Origin of the sequence: Echinimonas agarilytica, assembly GCF_023703465.1 — a bacterium.
GTDB classification, from domain to species: Bacteria; Pseudomonadota; Gammaproteobacteria; order Enterobacterales; family Neiellaceae; genus Echinimonas; species Echinimonas agarilytica.
Genome location: NZ_JAMQGP010000001.1, coordinates 972,222 through 990,506 on the forward strand (window position 1 = coordinate 972,222; position 18,285 = coordinate 990,506).

The 18,285-nt window shown below is 46.4% G+C and carries 13 protein-coding genes; 5 read left to right on the forward strand and 8 right to left on the reverse strand.

Going from position 1 to position 18,285, the window contains the following annotated elements; genetic code table 11:
• Both NAF29_RS04080 and NAF29_RS04085 read right to left on the reverse strand, forming a co-directional pair.
• Positions 1-366: a sirohydrochlorin chelatase gene (locus tag NAF29_RS04080; RefSeq protein ID WP_251260202.1), complete on the reverse strand. Its 366-nt coding sequence runs from the start codon at positions 364-366 to the stop codon at positions 1-3.
• Between the two features lie 12 nt (positions 367-378).
• Positions 379-2,778: a lipoyl domain-containing protein gene (locus NAF29_RS04085; protein ID WP_251260203.1), complete on the reverse strand. Its 2,400-nt coding sequence runs from the start codon at positions 2,776-2,778 to the stop codon at positions 379-381.
• A 543-nt stretch (positions 2,779-3,321) separates the two neighbouring features.
• On the opposite strand from NAF29_RS04085, the gene thrA reads away from it, so the two are divergent.
• The 3 genes from thrA to thrC are packed head-to-tail and all read left to right on the forward strand — an operon-like array spanning position 3,322 to position 8,032.
• Positions 3,322-5,781, forward strand: coding sequence for a bifunctional aspartate kinase/homoserine dehydrogenase I (gene thrA / locus NAF29_RS04090; protein ID WP_251260204.1), 2,460 nt, complete (start codon positions 3,322-3,324; stop codon positions 5,779-5,781).
• Between the two features lie 2 nt (positions 5,782-5,783).
• Complete coding sequence (gene thrB, locus NAF29_RS04095) at positions 5,784-6,758, forward strand: homoserine kinase (RefSeq protein ID WP_251260205.1); 975 nt, start codon at positions 5,784-5,786, stop codon at positions 6,756-6,758.
• Positions 6,755-8,032 carry a threonine synthase gene (gene thrC / locus NAF29_RS04100; RefSeq protein ID WP_251260206.1) on the forward strand — a complete coding sequence of 426 codons (1,278 nt, stop codon included), beginning with the start codon at positions 6,755-6,757 and terminating at the stop codon, positions 8,030-8,032. Before thrB ends, thrC begins: the two co-directional genes overlap by 4 nt.
• 77 nt (positions 8,033-8,109) lie before the next feature.
• Here the strand turns inward: thrC and NAF29_RS04105 are convergent, their stop codons facing one another.
• From NAF29_RS04105 to NAF29_RS04115, 3 genes are all read right to left on the reverse strand, one after another.
• On the reverse strand, positions 8,110-8,865 hold the full coding sequence (locus NAF29_RS04105; RefSeq protein WP_251260207.1) for a PEP-CTERM sorting domain-containing protein: 756 nt from the start codon (positions 8,863-8,865) through the stop codon (positions 8,110-8,112).
• Positions 8,866-9,263: 398 nt separating this feature from the next.
• On the reverse strand, positions 9,264-9,662 hold the full coding sequence (locus NAF29_RS04110) for a GlcG/HbpS family heme-binding protein (protein ID WP_251260208.1): 399 nt from the start codon (positions 9,660-9,662) through the stop codon (positions 9,264-9,266).
• 20 nt (positions 9,663-9,682) lie between these two features.
• A complete protein-coding gene (locus tag NAF29_RS04115) occupies positions 9,683-10,675 on the reverse strand; it encodes an aldo/keto reductase (RefSeq protein ID WP_251260209.1) in 993 nt (330 codons plus the stop codon).
• A gap of 145 nt (positions 10,676-10,820) precedes the next feature.
• Between NAF29_RS04115 and NAF29_RS04120 the strand changes: the two genes are divergently transcribed.
• The gene (locus NAF29_RS04120) at positions 10,821-11,705 is read left to right on the forward strand and encodes a LysR family transcriptional regulator (RefSeq protein ID WP_251260210.1); all 885 of its coding nucleotides are present in this window, start codon (positions 10,821-10,823) and stop codon (positions 11,703-11,705) included.
• Between the two features lie 75 nt (positions 11,706-11,780).
• Here NAF29_RS04120 and NAF29_RS04125 read toward each other — a convergent pair whose 3' ends face one another.
• Complete coding sequence (locus NAF29_RS04125; RefSeq protein WP_251260211.1) at positions 11,781-13,802, reverse strand: alkyl/aryl-sulfatase; 2,022 nt, start codon at positions 13,800-13,802, stop codon at positions 11,781-11,783.
• A 139-nt stretch (positions 13,803-13,941) separates the two neighbouring features.
• On the opposite strand from NAF29_RS04125, the gene NAF29_RS04130 reads away from it, so the two are divergent.
• Positions 13,942-14,856, forward strand: a complete 915-nt coding sequence (locus tag NAF29_RS04130) for a LysR family transcriptional regulator (protein WP_251260212.1) — start codon at positions 13,942-13,944, stop codon at positions 14,854-14,856.
• Between the two features lie 55 nt (positions 14,857-14,911).
• Here the strand turns inward: NAF29_RS04130 and grcA are convergent, their stop codons facing one another.
• The gene (grcA, locus tag NAF29_RS04135; RefSeq protein WP_251260213.1) at positions 14,912-15,286 is read right to left on the reverse strand and encodes an autonomous glycyl radical cofactor GrcA; all 375 of its coding nucleotides are present in this window, start codon (positions 15,284-15,286) and stop codon (positions 14,912-14,914) included.
• Positions 15,287-15,616: 330 nt separating this feature from the next.
• Positions 15,617-18,217, reverse strand: a complete 2,601-nt coding sequence (locus tag NAF29_RS04140) for a sensor domain-containing phosphodiesterase (protein WP_251260214.1) — start codon at positions 18,215-18,217, stop codon at positions 15,617-15,619.
• Positions 18,218-18,285 lie beyond the last annotated feature (68 nt).

Below are 18,285 nucleotides of genomic sequence, written 5' to 3' on the forward strand. Positions count from 1 at the left end.
TTACAGTAAGTGAATAACTGCTTGCTTAAGTGCCTCACTTACACCTAAGTGAGGCGTGGCTTGAATGGTGACATGAGGGTGTGCTTTTTGGCGCTCTTCGATGATTTCGGGCACATCTTCTCGTACGTGTCGGCCGGCTGCTAAAAAGTAGGGCACCACTGTGATGTCAGTACAGCCCGCTGCAACTGCTGCATCAATCGAGTCCTCAATACTCGGCTTAGCCAGCTCTAAAAACGCCGGGACAATGTGTTTATATTGATCGATTAAACTCGAAGCTAATACTTGAGTAAACTCTGTTACTTCTTCATTCGACGCTTTTAAGCGGCTGCCGTGAGCAGCAAGGACTAAGCCTTTGATTGGGGTCATGAGGTTTTCCGGTTAACTAACTTGAAGTTCTAGTACGGCTTGATCTGAGATTAGATCATCGCCTTCGGGGGCCAGTTGACGGTTTACCTTGCCCGATTTGGTCGCTAGCAATGGAATAACAATGTCTTCAGACTGGAGCTCAGCAATAAGCTGCTCTGCTTGAACGTCATCACCTTCTTCTACACACCACTTTTGCAGCATGACAGGTGCATCAGTGTTGAGCATGGGCACATGAATTGTCTCGAATACTTGCTCGTTATTCGCCGCTCCTTGTAGCAGGTGAAGCTGTTTGCAGTGCGCTGGATTAGGTGATTGATCAAAATAAACTTGGCTGATGTTGTCACTCGCATCGTGTGAGACCAAAATATACTGCGGTGCATTTACTTCAGAGTCTTTGAGCAATTGCAATTCGAGCGAATCAGTCAGCGTTAATGCACCGCCATTATTTACTTTGCACACCACGTTTGTGGATAGGGATGCTGGCTGCCAAGCATTGAAAATACCACCGAGAGCCGACAACGTAATATCAGAAAAAGACACATGCACAGTTGCAAGCGTTGTTATTTTGCTTTCTATGTTTGAGCGCAATAGCTTTGCTTTTTGCTGCAATAAACGGCATTTATCGCCGAGTTTGTCGCGACGAACCGATAAGCGGTCAAACCAGCCTTCTTGTGCTCTGGGCTCTGGCAAGTCGTCATCGGCTAGAGCATATTCAGAATCAAGTGCACGGCAGCGTTGATCTACCGCGTCCAAGCGTCCATATTGTTTGGTGAGCAAAACAGCCAGTAATGCGAACGCTACTATGCCACCACTGAGTAGGCCTATCAAAGCGCTATGAGGCAATGGAAGCCACCAGAAACCGCTGCCAACAATGCTCATTAAAATTGCGGTGATAGTGATTCCGAGCCAGCCCAACTTGCGTGCTTTGCAAGCTTCTTGATACTCGAATTGAACATCCCGTATCGCAGTGCCTAACACTTGTTGTTGCTGCTCGATGACACTGATATCCACTTCGCTTTGATGGGCTTGTCGATCAATCTGATTCAGGTGTTGCGACAACAGTTGAATCAGAGTGAGCTGCATTGTTGCCGAATGCTGGCCAATATGAACCAAGTTCCAGATTGGTTTTGCCATGGTGTCTGCACCGAGCTCACTTGCTACCGGTGCAGGCACAATGATTTCCCAATCTACACATTGCGCTCTGAGCTGCGCCTCAAATTGATACAGTTGGCGAAGGCTACCCATGACATCTTGTTTCACGCCCAAAATAACAATGTCGAGTTTGTCCTTTGGCGTTTTCATCAAAAGCTGCTGGGTGGAGAGTTGATATCCTATCAAACTTCCTTGCAGCATACTGATAAAGGCACTTTTAGCCCTGAGTAATGCGGGATCTAACCGTTCAGGTGATAATTGCTGTTGCGCCAGTTGTTGCATGGTTCGCAAGGCAATCTGATGTAAGTACGCAACATTTGTGGCCAATGGTAACGCTTGCTCAAGCGCTTGGATGGATTGCTCTAGTTGTTTAAGACCGGCATACCCTTGAGATACATAAAAATGGCATTCGGCAATCAATGCATTCGCATCAACTTCCAAATGCTCAATCGATGTAATTACCAGAGAAGCGCGTTTAACTAACTCGGTAAACTCCGAATCTTTTTCTGCGATAGCGCTGAGTAACCGGCATCGCCAATAGTTGCCCATTAAGTCGCTGTCGTATAACTCAAGGCTCCGCTTAATGCTCGCCATTGCTCCAGTCTCATTCCCTAGACGAATACTGTGCAAAGCCCATTCTTGATGTTGGTGTAAATTCGCTAAATCTGGACTGGGGTGGCCTACGGGCTCTTGGGGGACGACCAATTCAGCCATCAATGCTGCGTTGGCCGAATTCTCTTCGATAGGCTCTTCGAGCTGATACCCGCATACCGAATAATCAGCGCTGAGAACTTCAAGCGTGGCGTGTGGAATGTTGGCAGTCAGAGCTGTGGCCATTTCAGCCACAATAACTGTAGCAATGTCTTCATCAGTAAGATGAACAATGTGGCCGTCATGATGTTCTGACATTCGTCCCAAAGAAGCAGGGATGTCTGGCTCTTTGGCGTCGCTTAGTAATAAAACATGAGTGCCGACCTCAGGCAACGCAAAGCCCAATTCGGAATGAAGCATTTGCTGTCTAGAGCCGTGACCTGCTTGTTCTTCGAGTAAGGCAACAAACAAAGCCGATTGGCGGCATAACTCTCCGGCTTGTTGTGTATCAGGCGTACCAAAATCAACCACAGTACGTGGGGAGTACTTTAATTTGAACCCCAATTTATTGAGAATTGACTGATTAAATGCGCGAAGTAAATCTTGCTTCAGTTGACGCCTTTGAAAACCGTCAAACGACACATAGATTGTTGGAAAAAGCTGGCTCATTGTTGCCTGCGTTCCATGCCAGTAAATAATGTATTAAATGTAACGATAAAGTAGCGTTTCGAGCAACCCAAACACGACTAAAACTCATATATTGCAACAGTCTGTGCGTTAAATCATTGGTGAAACGTCCCAGAAGACCGTTTTGTGCCTAAACCCTGCTACTAAAAACACGACTTATTGGAACGATGCTCAGATTTTTGTCATCTTATTTGAGCAAAAAAAGAGAAGCTGTGTGGTCCACAACCTTCTGATGTTGGTTTTGTCAATCCAGAAATTGCATTCAACAAGGCCAGGGGTGTAAAAATCAGTTGACTTTTACCCCCTTTAAACAGGATTATGTGCACCTAAAATTTAACTGATAAAGCAACTGAGCAGCAATGTTTCACCGATTCAGCACCGTGATGGTTATTACAATTACCACCATTACCCGCACCACGAGGTTGCAGGGCTGAGGTCGTATGTCATTTTGTCAGTTACCCAGCCCGGAACCAGAAAAGGTCCGGGTTTTTTCGTATATAGGGCACTAGAGAACGAGGTCACAGGATGCGAGTACTGAAGTTTGGAGGCTCATCATTGGCCGATGCAGAGCGGTTTAATCGAGCTGCCAGCATCATCATTAATAAGGCGTCCGTTGGGCGTATTGCTGTTGTTTTGTCTGCGCCGGGTGGCGTGACCAACAGTTTGGTCAGTGCAATTGAGAAAACAGTGAATGGCGTAGATGCGTTACCCGCTGTATCGAATATCGAGAATACGTTTCAGAATATGGTCAGCACTTTAAAGAGTGACTACCCCAGCCTAGATGACGTTCGAGTGACTCAATTGTTGAGTAAAGAACTCGAAGAATTAAAGCAATTGCTGCACGGTGTGACGTTGTTGCGTCAATGCCCAGGTGATATTCAAGCGCGTTTATTGGTGAAGGGCGAACGCATTAATATTGCGTTGATGTCAGCATTGCTAGATGCACGCGGCCATCAAACCCATGTGCTTGACCCCGTTGCACTTTTCTCTGCTCAAGGTGATTACCTTGAATCTTTGGTTGATATTGAATCGAGCAAACCGCGCTTTGCCGAACTCAACCTCAATGCCGATGACATTCAGTTAATGCCTGGGTTCACAGCCGGTAATGCAGATGGCGAGATTGTGACTTTGGGGCGCAATGGCTCTGATTATTCAGCAGCTGTATTAGCCGCGTGTTTAGATGCAGAATGCTGCGAAATTTGGACTGACGTAGACGGCGTGTATAACTGCGACCCGCGCCTCGTAGAAGACGCTCATTTAGTAGACGAGCTAAGCTACAAAGAAGCCATGGAGTTGTCTTACTTTGGCGCCAAGGTTTTACATCCAAAAACAGTCTCTCCTATTGCTCAATTTCACATTCCTTGCTTGATTAAAAATAGCTTTAATCCAGATGGTGCCGGTACATTGGTAAGCTCAAAAAGTGACGCCTCTGAGGCCGTGAAAGGGATTAGCTCGCTCGAAGGTATGAGCATGATGAGTGTATCCGGACCCGGCATGAAGGGCATGGTCGGCATGGCATCGCGTATTTTCGAATGCATTTCGCGCTCGGGAATCTCAGTGGCGCTCATCACGCAATCCAGCAGTGAATATTCCATTAGCTTCTGTTTGAGCAGCAAAGATGCTGGGGCCGCGCGTAAAGCATTGAGCGAAGAGTTTGAACTCGAATTAGCGAACTTACTGCTCGACCCAATCGAAGTACTGAGTCAACTGGCAATTGTCACCCTAGTGGGTGATGGCATGCGTGAAAATCGCGGTGTATCGGCGCGTTTCTTCCAAGCTCTGGCGCAAGCCGATGTGAATGTTGTTGCTATTGCTCAAGGTTCTTCAGAGCGTTCGGTTTCGGCGGTAGTGCCTGAGCATCGTGTTCGCTATGCCATTGGTGCATGTCACTCAGCATTCTTCAGCCACATGCAACGCATTGATGCCTTTATCGTCGGTGTGGGGGTCGTGGGTGGAGAATTGCTCGGTCAAATTAAACGCCAGCAACTGAAATTGCGCGAACAACATATTGACCTTCGAGTGTGTGGTGTCGCCAATTCTAAAGGGATGGAATTAGCAGCAAACGGCATTGATTTAGACCGCTTTGAAGAACGCGAATTGGTTGAATGCAAAAAGAAATTCAGCCTTGAATTAGTCAGTGATTTTGCCCGTGAGCATGCATTAATTAACCCCGTGCTGGTGGACAACACTTCATCAGATTGGATGGCAAAACAGTATTTAGACTTCTTGAACGCTGGCTTCCACATTGTGACGCCCAATAAGAAAGCCAATACCGAATCGTACGAATATTACAAAGCGCTGCGTCAAACAGCGTTGCGCAAAAAGCGCCAATTCTTGTACGACACCAACGTAGGCGCTGGCTTGCCTGTGATTGATAACCTGCAGTCTTTGCTCAATGCAGGAGATGAGTTGGTAGGCTTTTCTGGAATTCTTTCAGGTTCATTGTCCTATATTTTTGGCAAACTCGATGAAGGCATGGCCTTTTCTGAAGTGACAGCACAAGCTCGCGCGAATGGCTTTACAGAGCCGGATCCGCGTGAAGACCTGTCGGGCATGGATGTGGCTCGCAAGCTTCTCATTTTAGCGCGTGAAGCCGGAATGCCACTTGAAATGGAAGATGTCGAAGTTGAGCCTGCATTGCCGCCAGGCTTTGATTCAGAAGGTTCGGTTGATGAATTCATGAATCGCTTACCGCAAGCCGATGCGTTTTTCGCTGACTGGCTGAACCAATTAAAAGATGAAGGTAAGGTGTTGCGATACTCTGGCAGCATTGAAAACGGCAAATGCAAAGTGTCGATTCAAGCTGTGGGACCTGAGCATCCGTTGTTTGCGGTGAAAGATGGTGAAAATGCCTTGGCATTCAACTCTCGCTATTACCAACCTATTCCATACGTGCTGCGTGGATATGGCGCGGGCGCAGCGGTGACCGCAGCAGGCGTGTTTGCTGATCTATTGCGCACGCTTCCTTGGAAGCAGGAGGTTTAATCATGGCTGTCGCAGTATATGCACCTGCTTCAATTGGCAACCTTGGTGTGGGGTTTGATATTCTCGGAGCCGCACTGAAACCCATCGACGGTTCTTTGCTGGGCGATGTGGTGGAAGTGGACGATAGCATTAGCGGCGAGTTTGAACTTACCGCAAGCGGACGCTTCGCGCACAAACTACCTGATGATCCCAAGCAGAATATTCTATATGACTGTTTTGTTGGTATCCAAACGTTACTGGCGGAGCAAGGCACTCATGTGGGGGCTGTAAAAATGCACCTGCACAAGAATTTGCCCATTGGTTCAGGTCTAGGCTCAAGTGCCTCAAGTATTGTTGCGGCGGTAGCTGCGCTGAATCAGTTCTTTGGCTCACCGCTAAATGAAGAGGCTCAGCTGCGTTTAATGGGCGATTTGGAAGGCCAAATATCGGGCTCGATTCACTATGACAACGTTGCCCCGTGTTTTGTGGGCGGCATTCAGTTAATGACTGAATTAGACCACAAACTATGCTCAACGTTGCCATCACCGAAGAGTTGGTATTGGTGCTCGGCGTATCCCGGAATTACCGTTTCTACGGCTGAAGCTCGCTCTATTTTACCTGCCCACTACAGCAAAGCTGACATCATAAAGCATGGCCGCCTGTTAGCCAACTTCGTGCATGCCCTGTATGCCGGAGATGACAAACTCGCTGTGACTATGATGGAAGATGTGATTGCAGAACCATACCGCAAAGTCTTATTACCTGGCTTTGAGAGCGCACGCCAAGCATTATTAAAACTCGGAGCGTTAGCGGTCGGTATCAGCGGTTCAGGCCCAACACTGTTTGCAGTATGCGACGACATTAGTGTTGCTAAACAATGCGATGCTTACCTAGCAAAACACTATTTACAAAATGAAGATGGATTCAGTCACATTTGCCGTATTGATGAGGCGGGTGTAGCGAACGTTGAGATCCAATCGGAGACAACTCACTCATGAAGCTTTACAACATCAAAGAAAACGATCAAAAAGTAAATTTCGAAGAAGCCGTTCGGACGGGTTTGGGTCGTAACCAAGGTTTGTTTTTTCCCGCTGATTTACCTCGTTTTGAGGACATTGATGCGTTGCTAGAAATGGACTTAACCACTCGTTCGACTGAGATTCTTTCGGCGTTGATTGGTGATGAAATTCCTAAAGCTCGCTTGGCCGAAATGGTGACTGCCGCGTTTGATTTTGAAGCGCCAGTAAAACCCGTGACTGAGAATATTTCCGCACTAGAATTGTTTCATGGCCCAACGTTGGCATTTAAAGACTTTGGCGGCCGTTTCATGGCGCAATGCCTGAAACAATTGTCAGACGGCGAGAAAATCACCATTTTAACGGCTACATCTGGCGATACAGGTGCTGCGGTTGCACACGCATTTGCAGGTATCGACAACATTAATGTTGTCGTGATGTACCCGAAAGGCAAAATCAGTCACCTGCAAGAGCAGTTATTCTGCACTTTGGGTGGCAACATTCACACCTTGGCTGTGGAAGGCACGTTCGATGATTGCCAAGCCATGGTGAAGCATGCGTTTGACCAAGCTGAATTGCGTAAAACTGTGGGGCTTAACTCGGCAAACTCAATCAATATTAGCCGTTTGATGGCGCAGATTTGTTACTACTTTGAAGCGGTCGCGCAAGTGCCAAAAGACAAGCGGGATGAGTTAGTGATTAGTGTGCCAAGCGGTAACTTCGGTAACTTAACCGCAGGTGTGTTGGCTCGCGCAATGGGATTGCCCATCAAACGTTTCATTGCAGCAACTAATGCCAATGACACGGTGCCGCGTTATTTGGAAACGGGTGAATGGTCGCCTAAGGCAACAATTCCGACTATTTCCAATGCGATGGATGTAAGCGCCCCAAATAACTGGCCTCGCATTGAAGAGCTGGTTCGTCGTAATGAGTTTAGTTGGGATGACTTAAGCTCTGACCGAGCAACCGATGAAGAAACAGCGCAGATGCTTAAAGCGATGCATGCACACGGTTATGTGTGCGAACCTCATGGTGCCATTGCGTTTGGTGCGCTCGAAAAGTCATTGCAAGAAGGAGAGCACGGGCTGTTTTTATGCACCGCTCACCCAGCCAAGTTCATCGAAAGTGTTGAAGGAATTCTAGAGATTAAACTCGATTTGCCAAAAGCTCTGGCAGACGTTGCAGAGAAAGAAAACTTATCAGACACAATTCCAGCCGAGTTTTCTCATGTTGAAGCTAAGCTTCGCAGCTTGTAATCGATAAGGTTGAACGGCATGTGTGACATGCTGGTCAGTAAAAAGGCCGCGCAAGCGGCCTTTTTGATCACTCATTGTCATCGTCTTCGGCGTATTGCGATACAGCCGATGCCGGCTAAGAAAATCGCCAGTACTGCAGGCTCTGGTACATCGACTACGCTTAATTGGAGCGATGCATCGGTGTTGAAATAAGTCGCCTTAGATGCTGTGTTGAGGGGCGCTAATGCAGCCAGAGGGTTCAATGGTGTTTGCCCTTCATCAAAACTTAAAAACTGGTAGCCATCGATTGACTTTTCATCGGAAAAGTCAATTGCCAAATCTAAATTTTCAGAATCAAACCCGCTAAAAATAGCACCGTCAGCAAAGGCTTTTGCCCACTTCCATTCAACGGTCCATTGGTTGTCAGAACCATCTAGGTCAGTGCCTTTTCGTTTTTCATCTCCTCGGTCGTCAATTAAATCAAAGCCCCACTCATTTGAGTTTTCAGCCTCTGAATTGAGGGTCATTGTGAGGCGGCCGCCAGTGCCATCACCGGGGCCATCCACTAAAATGAATAAGGCCAGTTTCTCAAATACATCTTCAACCAGAAACATGGTGATAAGATTGGATGCTTCTAGTCCTGTGTTTGCAGAGTATTTTTGGGCCGTCGCGTATGCGCTTGAGTCTTGCTTTCCCCCATAATTGTAAAACTCTTTGAAGCTGGTGGAAATCTTGAGCGGAGAGAGAGATTGTGTTTCGTCTAGCATCATCATGCCTGCATTGACATAACTTGATGACAATGCGATGAAGCCCAAACTGAACGATATTGTGAATTGCTTAAAAAACTGTTTCATGGAATTCCTACCTTTAACTTCAATAAACGGTTAGAAATCCTTTAACCTCGATGTCGCGTCTGCTGCGGTGGTGGTGCCTGTAATTCAGCCTTGCAGCGCCTAAGTTAACAACATTATGTATGAATTGTTAACGTTCGGGTGAAGGTTTTATGGGGCAACATGTCAATAATTAGCGTCATGTTTTTGGCAAACTTAAGCGGTTATTAGAGTGTGAGCTTTAACCTTCTCAGAAATAATAAAATTTATAACCGCCAATTTTTAGACGTTGTAGGGCGAGAGGCGTTTTTGTTGACTGAACAATGAAACGTTTTTGTGAAGTTGAACGACCATTTTGAGGTTCATCAAGCAAATCCAACAAAGAGCCGACTTGAGCAGGCTCTTTGTTGAATCGTATTAAGCTAAGAAATATTCGCCAAACCGAGCACTTCTTCAGCAAGAGCTTCATCCTCCTCCTCACTCAAGCCGCTCACACCGATGCCGCCAATCACGTCGTCATTATTGATGATCGGCAGTCCGCCTTTAAAACCGGTGACTTTCGGGTCTGTCCAATAGCCCAAATCTTTGCCTGTTTCACGCGCCCAAGTGCCGAGGTTGCCGCATGGCTGCCGCTCGCGCGCAGAGGTGTACGCTTTATTTTGAGCGAGAGTGATCGACGGCAAGCCGCAGCCGTCCATTTTGGTAAAACACACCAGTTCGCCATGACCATCACAAACGCTGACTGCAATCGCAACGTTTTGCTTGGTCGCTATCTCTAAGGCAATCGAGACCAATAATTGGGCTTGAGACATAGTTATCATTGTTTTGAATCTCCTTTCATTTAAGGTAACTCGACGCCGCGAGCGCACTGATATAGCTGATACCACTGTTCGCGAGTGAGGGTGAATTTGGTGGCCTGATGGCAGGCATGAATTCGATTGACGTTGGTCGTGCCTACTACGGGCTGAATGCGCGCAGGGTGGCGCATGAGCCATGCCAGTACAATGGCTTCTGCACTGGCATTGTAGTGTTCCGCCAATTCAGCGACATAGCGCGATGTATGTTGAATTCTAGGGGCGTCATGATGCAACCCTTGCTCTCCAAATAACCCTTGAGCCATACAGCCCCAACCTTGCAGCTGAATGCCATTCATTTGGCAATATTCCAGAGTGCCACTGCTAAAGTTCACTCGGTGGGCATCGGAATGCCCAACTAATATTCCGTCTTCCAGCCAATCTAATTTGTTTAAACTCATTTCCAGTTGGTTACATACCAGCGGAGCGCAAAGCGCTGATTGAATGTAGCGCATTTGGTGGCTATTCATATTCGATACCCCAAAAAACTTCACCTTGCCGCTTGCTCTGAGTGTTTCTAATACCTTGGCGAGTTCGTCTAACTCCATTAGCGGATCAGGACGGTGCAGCATCAATACATCTAGGTATTCGGTGTTCAGGCGGCCTAATATGCCGTCCACGGATTGTTGTATCCACTGCGCAGAAAAATCGTATCGTTTAGGGCCCTGGGAATCGTCAAATCGAATGCCACACTTCGATTGAACATACATCTGAGAGCGTAGGCTCGAATCTTCGGTAAGTACTTGCCCAAAGGCCTGTTCGGCTTTACCAAAGGTGTAGATATCAGCATGGTCAAATAGATTGAGTCCCTGATTTAAGTTGGTCTCAATAATCGTTCGAGCTTGCTTGTGATCAGCATCAGACACCGCGTTTTGATTCCACCCTCCGCCCAGCCCCATGCAGCCATACACAAGCTGGCTGACGCCAGGTAAATACTGATTCAGTGGTAAATTGGGTGCAGATGTTGGTGTTGGGATCATGGTGTATAGCTCACAGTTGAAAACACCAGAATCATTCTATGGATAGATTTGAAGAACAAAATAGGCTAATAATGAAAACATTGTTTTCTATATAAAACAGTTGGTGTTCTTATGTGCGTTCAATCGATTGAAGGAGCTTGTTGTTATGCATCAACATAAACGTGTTGAGCGTCTCATGTTGTTTGTGGCACTGGCTGAGAAGCTTAGTTTTACGCAAGCGGCCAAAAGCCTTTCCATTTCAAAAGGATATTTGTCGGAGCAGATCAAGCGCCTTGAACAGGAATTGCAGTGCCCATTGGTGATTCGTACCACGCGTTCGGTCCGACTCACCCCGGAAGGTAAACGTGCGTATGCACAAGCACGAGAGATTAAAACGCAGGCCATTGCATTAGAAAAACAGGTCTTTAACGAGCATCATGCCCTTTCAGGGGAGCTTAAGATCACGGCACCGAAAATGTTCTCTGAGCGTTTTTTAACTGACATTTGCCGTGGTTTTCGTGAGCTTCATCCCGATATGGTGTTTATCATCGACTCAAGTTACACCACTTACGATCTGAACCATTTTGATTTTGATTTGGGCTTTAGGGCCACTCGAAACCCGCCTGAAAATATGCGTGCTCGACATCTGTTTGATTATCAACATTGCATTGTGGCTGCGCCCGAATACTTGGCCAAGCACGGTAAACCGTTAGCGGCAGACCACTTAAACTCGCATGTATGTTTATCGACTCCTCATCAGGTGCAATGGCCTTTGAGATCAGGCCATGTGACAACTCAAGGTTGGATGGTGAACAACCAAAACCAAGTCCTTAAACAGCAAGCGATAGCGGGGGAGGGCCTTGTGCGCATTGCCGACTACTTTGTTGAGCAAGAACTTGAACAAGGAATGTTAGAAAAAGTGTTAGAGCATGAGTATGTTGAAGGGCAGGGGATTTACTTGTTTTATCCGCAATCGCCATATCCATCGGCGAAGTTGTCTGCATTTGTCGCTTGGGTTGAACGCTATTTTGCAGGAAGAAAACTAAGTTAATTGTTGTTTATAAGTAGAAAAGCACCGAATGCTAATGAGCAAACGGTGCTTGAAGAATGAATAGCGCTATTTGAACTAGTGCTGATGTGGCTTGCTTGGCAGTGGCACAATCTCAAAAGCAGGGTCAAACTCCACCAGTGTTCCTAATATCTTGTTGAGTGCTTGAGTGTCGCCAGAAATACTAGCTTTGCCTTGCTCAACTAAACTATCGAAGTCTGTTTGTTGCAGTACGATCCGAGTCACATCACTTTGCTTCAAACTAATCTGAGCGTCTGCCTTTTGTGCCTGATTCACATAAATGTTATTCAAGTTGCCATGGCTAAGTTCCACATACAGGTGCGTATTTGTATCTTGTTCATGAATGGACAAACTCACCGTGCCAAGATTGGCCGCTTGAATGCTATCGACTTGTACAGCAAGGAAGTCGAACAATGTGCTTAAATCCATTTCGCTTAACACGTCGGGAGATGCCGTTTTTGGGGTTCCTGGTTGAATACCAGAGCGAAGCTCTTGTGCACCGCTGAGGTAAATGTTGCGCCAACCAGCTCCTTCCGCTTGATAGCCGAGTTGCTCATAAGTATCGGCAAGCAACTGGCGCGCCCCTTCATGCTCAGGATTCGCAAGTAAAACTTTGTTCAATGCAGTGGCTACAAAACGATATTCACCTTGCGAAAAATCTTGGCTCGCTTTTGCCGTGGCTTGATCTGCTCCTCCCATGTACTCGACAAATTTAGTGGCTTCTTGTTGGGTTGGGAGCGGGTTCAAATTGGCTGGGTTCATGTCAAAATACCCAAGGTACATGTTATAGACCGCACGGGCGTTGTGACTATATGTGCCATGATAGCCATTGGTGTGCCACACATCGTATACCGACTTTGGAATGGTCTCTAAAATAGCATCTCCAATGTCTTGTAGTACGACGCCTTGGTTGGCTAAGCGAAGCGATTGGTTGTGCACAAGGCCATAGTTGTCTCGTTGTAATTTTAAGAATTCATTCACTTCGTTTTGTCCCCACACAGGTGCAGAGTGAGACGCAAATAGAACTTCCACATCATCTCCCCAAGTGGTCACCATGCGATTTATTTCGCGTGACCATTTAAGCGAATCTCGTACTTTTGCCCCGCGCAACGTATAGATATTGTGCATGCCATGATAGGTCAACTCGCCCGTCCATAGGGCTTTCATAGACGGAATGTAGGTCACCATTTCGGATGCGGCCTCAGTACCGGATGCGTCCATAAAAATCATTTCTAGGCCATCGATGGTGAGTGTTTCAAATTTCTGGGTACTGTTTAACGTATAGTGAGGTTTCACATATGTGATCTCACCTGATGACAGGCCTTTGGCTAATGCAGCATCAACAATTCCATGGTCATGGCGTTGCAGCGTTGAGCCATATTGGTAAGCCGCGCGACGAGACATTGCATTCCCTGCCAATACATTTTCATCCACCACTTCAGCGGTGACGTTATTGGGACCATAGACTTTCACATCTGGAAAACGTTCTTGAATCGCACGTGAACCACCAAAATGATCGGCATGCGAATGTGAATAAATCATAGCCACAACCGGTAAGTCGCCGCCTTCAGGCAAATTTGTAAGGGCAAATTCGAGCGATTGTGCGGCGGCTTCTTTGGTGAGCAGTACGTCATACACAATCCAGCCGCTTTGTGAGCGAATAAAAGTCATAGATGAAAGATCGGTACCTCGAACCTGATAGATACCTTCACGCACTTTATAAAGGCCATTGGCTTGCTGATTGAGCTGAGCTTGGCGATAAAGTGAGGGGTTTACCGAGTCGGGTATATCTGAACCAATAAACTCAAATGAATCACGAATAATAGCCGATGTGTTTTCGTCTAGGGTCGCAATGAGGCCCTTGGCATCCAGCTCAAATGCAGTGCGATCATCCCAATTAAGCGTTTCAGCCACCTGCTTATTGGCGTTGATTGTATGCTCAGATGCTGGTTTTCCATCGTAATTTAATACGATTGGGGCAAACTCCATTTCTCCATCACCGTGAGCGACGGCAGATTGTGGAACAAGGTGAACCCCAACGATTGTAGCGACTGAAAAAGCGATGATTGAATGTTTCATAATTGATCTCGGCCTCAAAGATTTACCCAACACAAAACGAGTGTTTGTTTCAATGAGATCAGTATAAAAAGGCTTAATCATTTAATAATTATCTATATTGAATATAATACATTTGATTTATAAATGAATCGGAGGGGCTATGAAGAAGACGTCAGAACAGTTTGATTTGAATTTGCTGCGTATCTTTTTAAATGTGTACCAATACCAATCGATGTCGAAAGCCGCCGAACATTTAGATCTGAATCAGTCATCAGTCAGCAACGCTATGATTCGACTGAAAATTGAGCTGGGGGAAGTACTGTTTTTGCGCGAAGGACGCGGCATTAAACCCACGGCATTTGCGGACGAATTCGCCTCTCAAATTAAAGATTCGTTAGCAACTGTCGAAGCCGTTGTAGCTAATCAACAGCATTTTCAACCCGACCAAACGCAGCGAACGTTTGTGGTGTACTCGAATGAAGTTATGATGTTGATGCTTGCGCCTATTGTGGCTGAACTCACCCAAGCAACCCAGTGCCGCGTAGAATTTCGAGAAACCCCACCCATCGAACAACGTATTTACGATGATTTGAGTCGCCAGAAGGTCGACGCTGCGTTAGATCTTTTTCCTCGCATTCCAAGTGCATTTCAGCAGCAGGCCATGCTTCGCCATCAAGGTGTTGTAATTGCAAGCCGCCATCATCCTCGAATTCAGGGGCGAATTTCTCAATCGGAGTACTTGAGTGAAGCACATGTAGGCTTGAGAATGCGTCGCTCAGATCTTCATGTGGTCAACTTTCTGAGTAAGCAACGTATTCCTAACCGCAAAATGATGTGCGAATTCTCTTCTGTGATGGGGTTGATGGCAATGTGTAGTCGTTCTGAATACTTGGGATTTGTGCCACAAGAGTTTGCTCGGCAATATCAAGATGCTTTTGAATTGCAATTACTCAAGCCGCCTTACGACTTTGAAGCGTTGGAAAGTCAATTGATTTGGCATCGCTCAATGTCGGCTCACTCTGCGCATCAGTGGCTCAGAGAAATTCTATCGACGGCAGTGAAAATGCTAAATTGAGGCCAAAAAAAACCGCTCATCAATGATGAACGGTTTGATCGAGCTAACGCTGAGTTTACAATTTTTGAGTAAACGTACGTGTAATTACATCGCGTTGCTGTTCGGCTGTTAGCGAGTTGAATCGAACTGCATAGCCAGATACGCGAATAGTTAGTTGAGGATACTTTTCAGGATTCTCAACGGCATCTTCAAGCGTTTCTCTCGTTAACACGTTGACGTTCAAATGCTGACCACCTTCACGAATTGCTGGAGCTTCCACTGGAATCTCACGATATTCGAATTGGCCAAGCGCACTTACATCAACTACATCATCTTCACTGAAATCAGCTTTCGCACACAAGCAGCGAGCTTGTTTGTTAGACTCATCCAACAACCAAAAAGAATTCACCAAGTCAGACTTGTCCGCCTGGGTAATTTGAATACCAATCATCTGCTTTCTCCAAAACACACATAAACATTAAGGTGTATTTTTAGCACACTCAAAATGGGTTGTAGTTTGATCTAAATCAATTATTATTGGGCTGTCATAAAAAACCTGTAACTAAATTACAGAATTTGTATATAAAACAAGCGCAAGGTCAGATTGACGTAAATGCGACGCCTTAACGCCTCAATCACTGATGCGGATTGGCATTCTTTTCGGAGCATTTTTCTCTTATGCCAAGCTTTATGTTGCAAGTGAAACCACAAAAAACGTCGAAATAGATTCGAAATTGAAAAATATAAGTCTTTCAGGCAACCAAGCAGACCAGCAAGGCGGCTATTGAGTGTGTGCCAATAGCCATTCCAAAATGGTGTCTTTGTTGGTTGGGCGGCTTATATGAAAGCCTTGTAAGAACTCACATTCCATTTGTTCTAGCAGCACCATAGTGTCTTCATCTTCAATGCCTTCGGCCACTAAAGACAAGCCCAAGTTTTCGGCCAATGCCTTCACGGTTCTGACGATGGCTTGATGCTCACTTTGATTCAGCATATTCGTGACGAAGCTACGATCAATTTTCAATCCAGTGATAGGGAAGCGGTGCAGGTAGCCCAATGATGAGTAGCCGGTACCAAAGTCATCCATCATTAACTGAATGCCCAAACCATTGAGTTCATTTAATACCGTGTGGACTTGTGGTTCGTCAGAGAGTAAGGCGTGTTCAGTGATCTCAATTCTCAAAGCGCTGGCCGGTAAGCCGGTGACCTCCAAGATATTGGAAATTTGCTCAGGCAACTCAGTTTGAGAGAAATGCTCGCTTGATAGATTCACTGTCACCGACAAATCAGACAGTTCTGAATGACTTTGTCGCCACTCAGCGAGTTGATAGCAAGCTTGATTTAGTACGTACCAATCGATTTCTCGTACAAAACCAATTTCAGTCGCTAAATCAATGAAACTACCTGGAAACACTAAACCGTCAGTAGGGTGTTGCCAGCGAACCAGTGCCTCTACAGCCATAGGTTTGCGAGTGCCAGACGCCAAAATAGGCTGATAGAAAACTTCAAATTGATTGCGATCAATTGCAACCCGGAGTTCGTTCTCTAACTTCAAGGCTCGTGTGGCTTCTTCGTGCATGCTTGCGTCAAATAAAACAAATCGACGTCGGCCCTCGGCTTTCGCGCGATACATCGCAGAGTCTGCATCACGGAGCATTTCCTCTGGCTCTTGGTAGCGTTCGCTGCCCAAGGCAATACCAATACTGGTACCGGTAAAGATTCGTTCGCCTTCCACAAAGAAAGGTTGATCGAACGATGCACTAATGCGTTGAGCGAGTCGAACTGCATCTTCTTCAGAGCGCATGGGTTCGAGTAAAATAGCAAATTCATCGCCACCTAAACGCGCAATTAAGTCACGGCCTCGTAAACACCGTCGAATCCGCGACGAGGTTTTCTTGAGTAGCTCGTCGCCCGACATATGCCCAAGGCTGTCGTTCACCAGCTTGAACCGGTCTAGATCTAAGAACAACACGGCAAAATCAGATTGGCGGTAGCGCCGAGCGCGAGTAAATGCCTCACCCAAACGCTCTAAGAAAATGGTACGGTTCGGTAAACCCGTCAGTGAGTCATGACTGGCGTCATGTTTTAGTTTGCGCTCAATGCGACGGCGTTCACTAATTTCTTGCTCTAATTCATGGGTACGAGCGCGAACTTGTTCTTCCAGCCCTTCACGCGCTTGTTTACGCATTAATGTGCTGGTGAGGTGACGAGAAACGAACGTAACCAACTCTAAATCGCGTTTTTTGTAATGAAAGTCTTTGCTATAACTTTGCAGCACAATTGCACCGATGATGCCTTCATCGCCAATTAACGGGGCGCCAAGCCAAGACTCGCTGCGCGTGCCTAGCTTTTCTACTTTACCTGAGTTTTCGAGATCTTTAATTTCGGAATTGGACAACAGCATTGGAGTGCCGCGTGACATGATGTATTCGGTTAAGCCTTTTCCTAGCAGTCGTGGAGCTGGTTTTGAGTCGATTTCATCCACTCGGTACGGGAAACAAAGTTCGCCACTGTCCGAATCTAAAAGAGCCACGTACATATTTGTGGCTTGAGTGAGGTGAGACACTACATCATGTAGAGCTTGATAAAACTCGTCCATGTGAACGGCCTCATGAGCCATTTCGCTAATATGGAATAAGGCGCGTTGCAGTTGCTCTGAGCGCTGGCGCTCTTGAATTTCTTTGTGCAGCTCTATGTTTGACTGTGTCAGCTCATGGGTGCGCTGTGAAACGCGTTTTTCAAGGCTGTCGCGGTAATGGGCGCGCTCAATACTCTGCGCTAGATGATGGGCCACGAATTCCAACACTTGCATGTCTTGGGTGTCGTACCCTTTTTCTGGATCGTAACTTTGAACGACCACGACACCAATACATTCTTTCTGAGAGATCATGGGGGCGCCTAATAAAAACTCAGGAGCCGATCCCATTTGGATAATTGCGCCACTCTCTACGAGAGATTTGAATTGTTCTCGGTCTGCCAACACCGGCTCCTGATGTTGAATCAAGTATCCGGTCATGCTTTTTTCAAGGCGTTCAGAGCTTACGTTGACATGCTTGCCATCGTCATATCGGTCGGCAAGATAGGCGATGCGTAAGTTGCTGTTTTGGCTTTTAAGGCCAATATAGAAGTTTTCGGCGTAGAGCAGGTTGGCGACGATTTTGTGCAACCCTTTATAGAATAGATCCAGCTCTAGATTTCGGCCAGATAGCTCGGCAATCGTAAACAGTGCTTCCTGTAGGCGATTCAAATTGGTGTATTTACGAGACAGTGTTTCTACTTCTGGTACCAGTGAGCGAAGCGTATTCAGTTCGTCTAATATTGTCTCTGAAGTCACTAGTTGGTCGTCGGCCATTAGTGCTTGTTCATCCAAATTTGTATACATAATCCTTCTACCGCCAATAGGTTATAACAATGATGAACGAGAGTGATGGGAGCTTAAAGCTCCGAATG

Excerpts from the sequence above, each read along its gene's own strand:
- NAF29_RS04080 (WP_251260202.1), bottom strand. The coding sequence starts at position 366 with ATGACCCCAATCAAAGGCTTAGTCCTTGCTGCTCACGGCAGCCGCTTA.
- NAF29_RS04085 (WP_251260203.1), bottom strand. The coding sequence starts at position 2,778 with ATGAGCCAGCTTTTTCCAACAATCTATGTGTCGTTTGACGGTTTTCAA.
- thrA (WP_251260204.1), top strand. The coding sequence starts at position 3,322 with ATGCGAGTACTGAAGTTTGGAGGCTCATCATTGGCCGATGCAGAGCGG.
- thrB (WP_251260205.1), top strand. The coding sequence starts at position 5,784 with ATGGCTGTCGCAGTATATGCACCTGCTTCAATTGGCAACCTTGGTGTG.
- thrC (WP_251260206.1), top strand. The coding sequence starts at position 6,755 with ATGAAGCTTTACAACATCAAAGAAAACGATCAAAAAGTAAATTTCGAA.
- NAF29_RS04105 (WP_251260207.1), bottom strand. The coding sequence starts at position 8,865 with ATGAAACAGTTTTTTAAGCAATTCACAATATCGTTCAGTTTGGGCTTC.
- NAF29_RS04110 (WP_251260208.1), bottom strand. The coding sequence starts at position 9,662 with ATGATAACTATGTCTCAAGCCCAATTATTGGTCTCGATTGCCTTAGAG.
- NAF29_RS04115 (WP_251260209.1), bottom strand. The coding sequence starts at position 10,675 with ATGATCCCAACACCAACATCTGCACCCAATTTACCACTGAATCAGTAT.
- NAF29_RS04120 (WP_251260210.1), top strand. The coding sequence starts at position 10,821 with ATGCATCAACATAAACGTGTTGAGCGTCTCATGTTGTTTGTGGCACTG.
- NAF29_RS04125 (WP_251260211.1), bottom strand. The coding sequence starts at position 13,802 with ATGAAACATTCAATCATCGCTTTTTCAGTCGCTACAATCGTTGGGGTT.
- NAF29_RS04130 (WP_251260212.1), top strand. The coding sequence starts at position 13,942 with ATGAAGAAGACGTCAGAACAGTTTGATTTGAATTTGCTGCGTATCTTT.
- grcA (WP_251260213.1), bottom strand. The coding sequence starts at position 15,286 with ATGATTGGTATTCAAATTACCCAGGCGGACAAGTCTGACTTGGTGAAT.
- NAF29_RS04140 (WP_251260214.1), bottom strand. The coding sequence starts at position 18,217 with ATGTATACAAATTTGGATGAACAAGCACTAATGGCCGACGACCAACTA.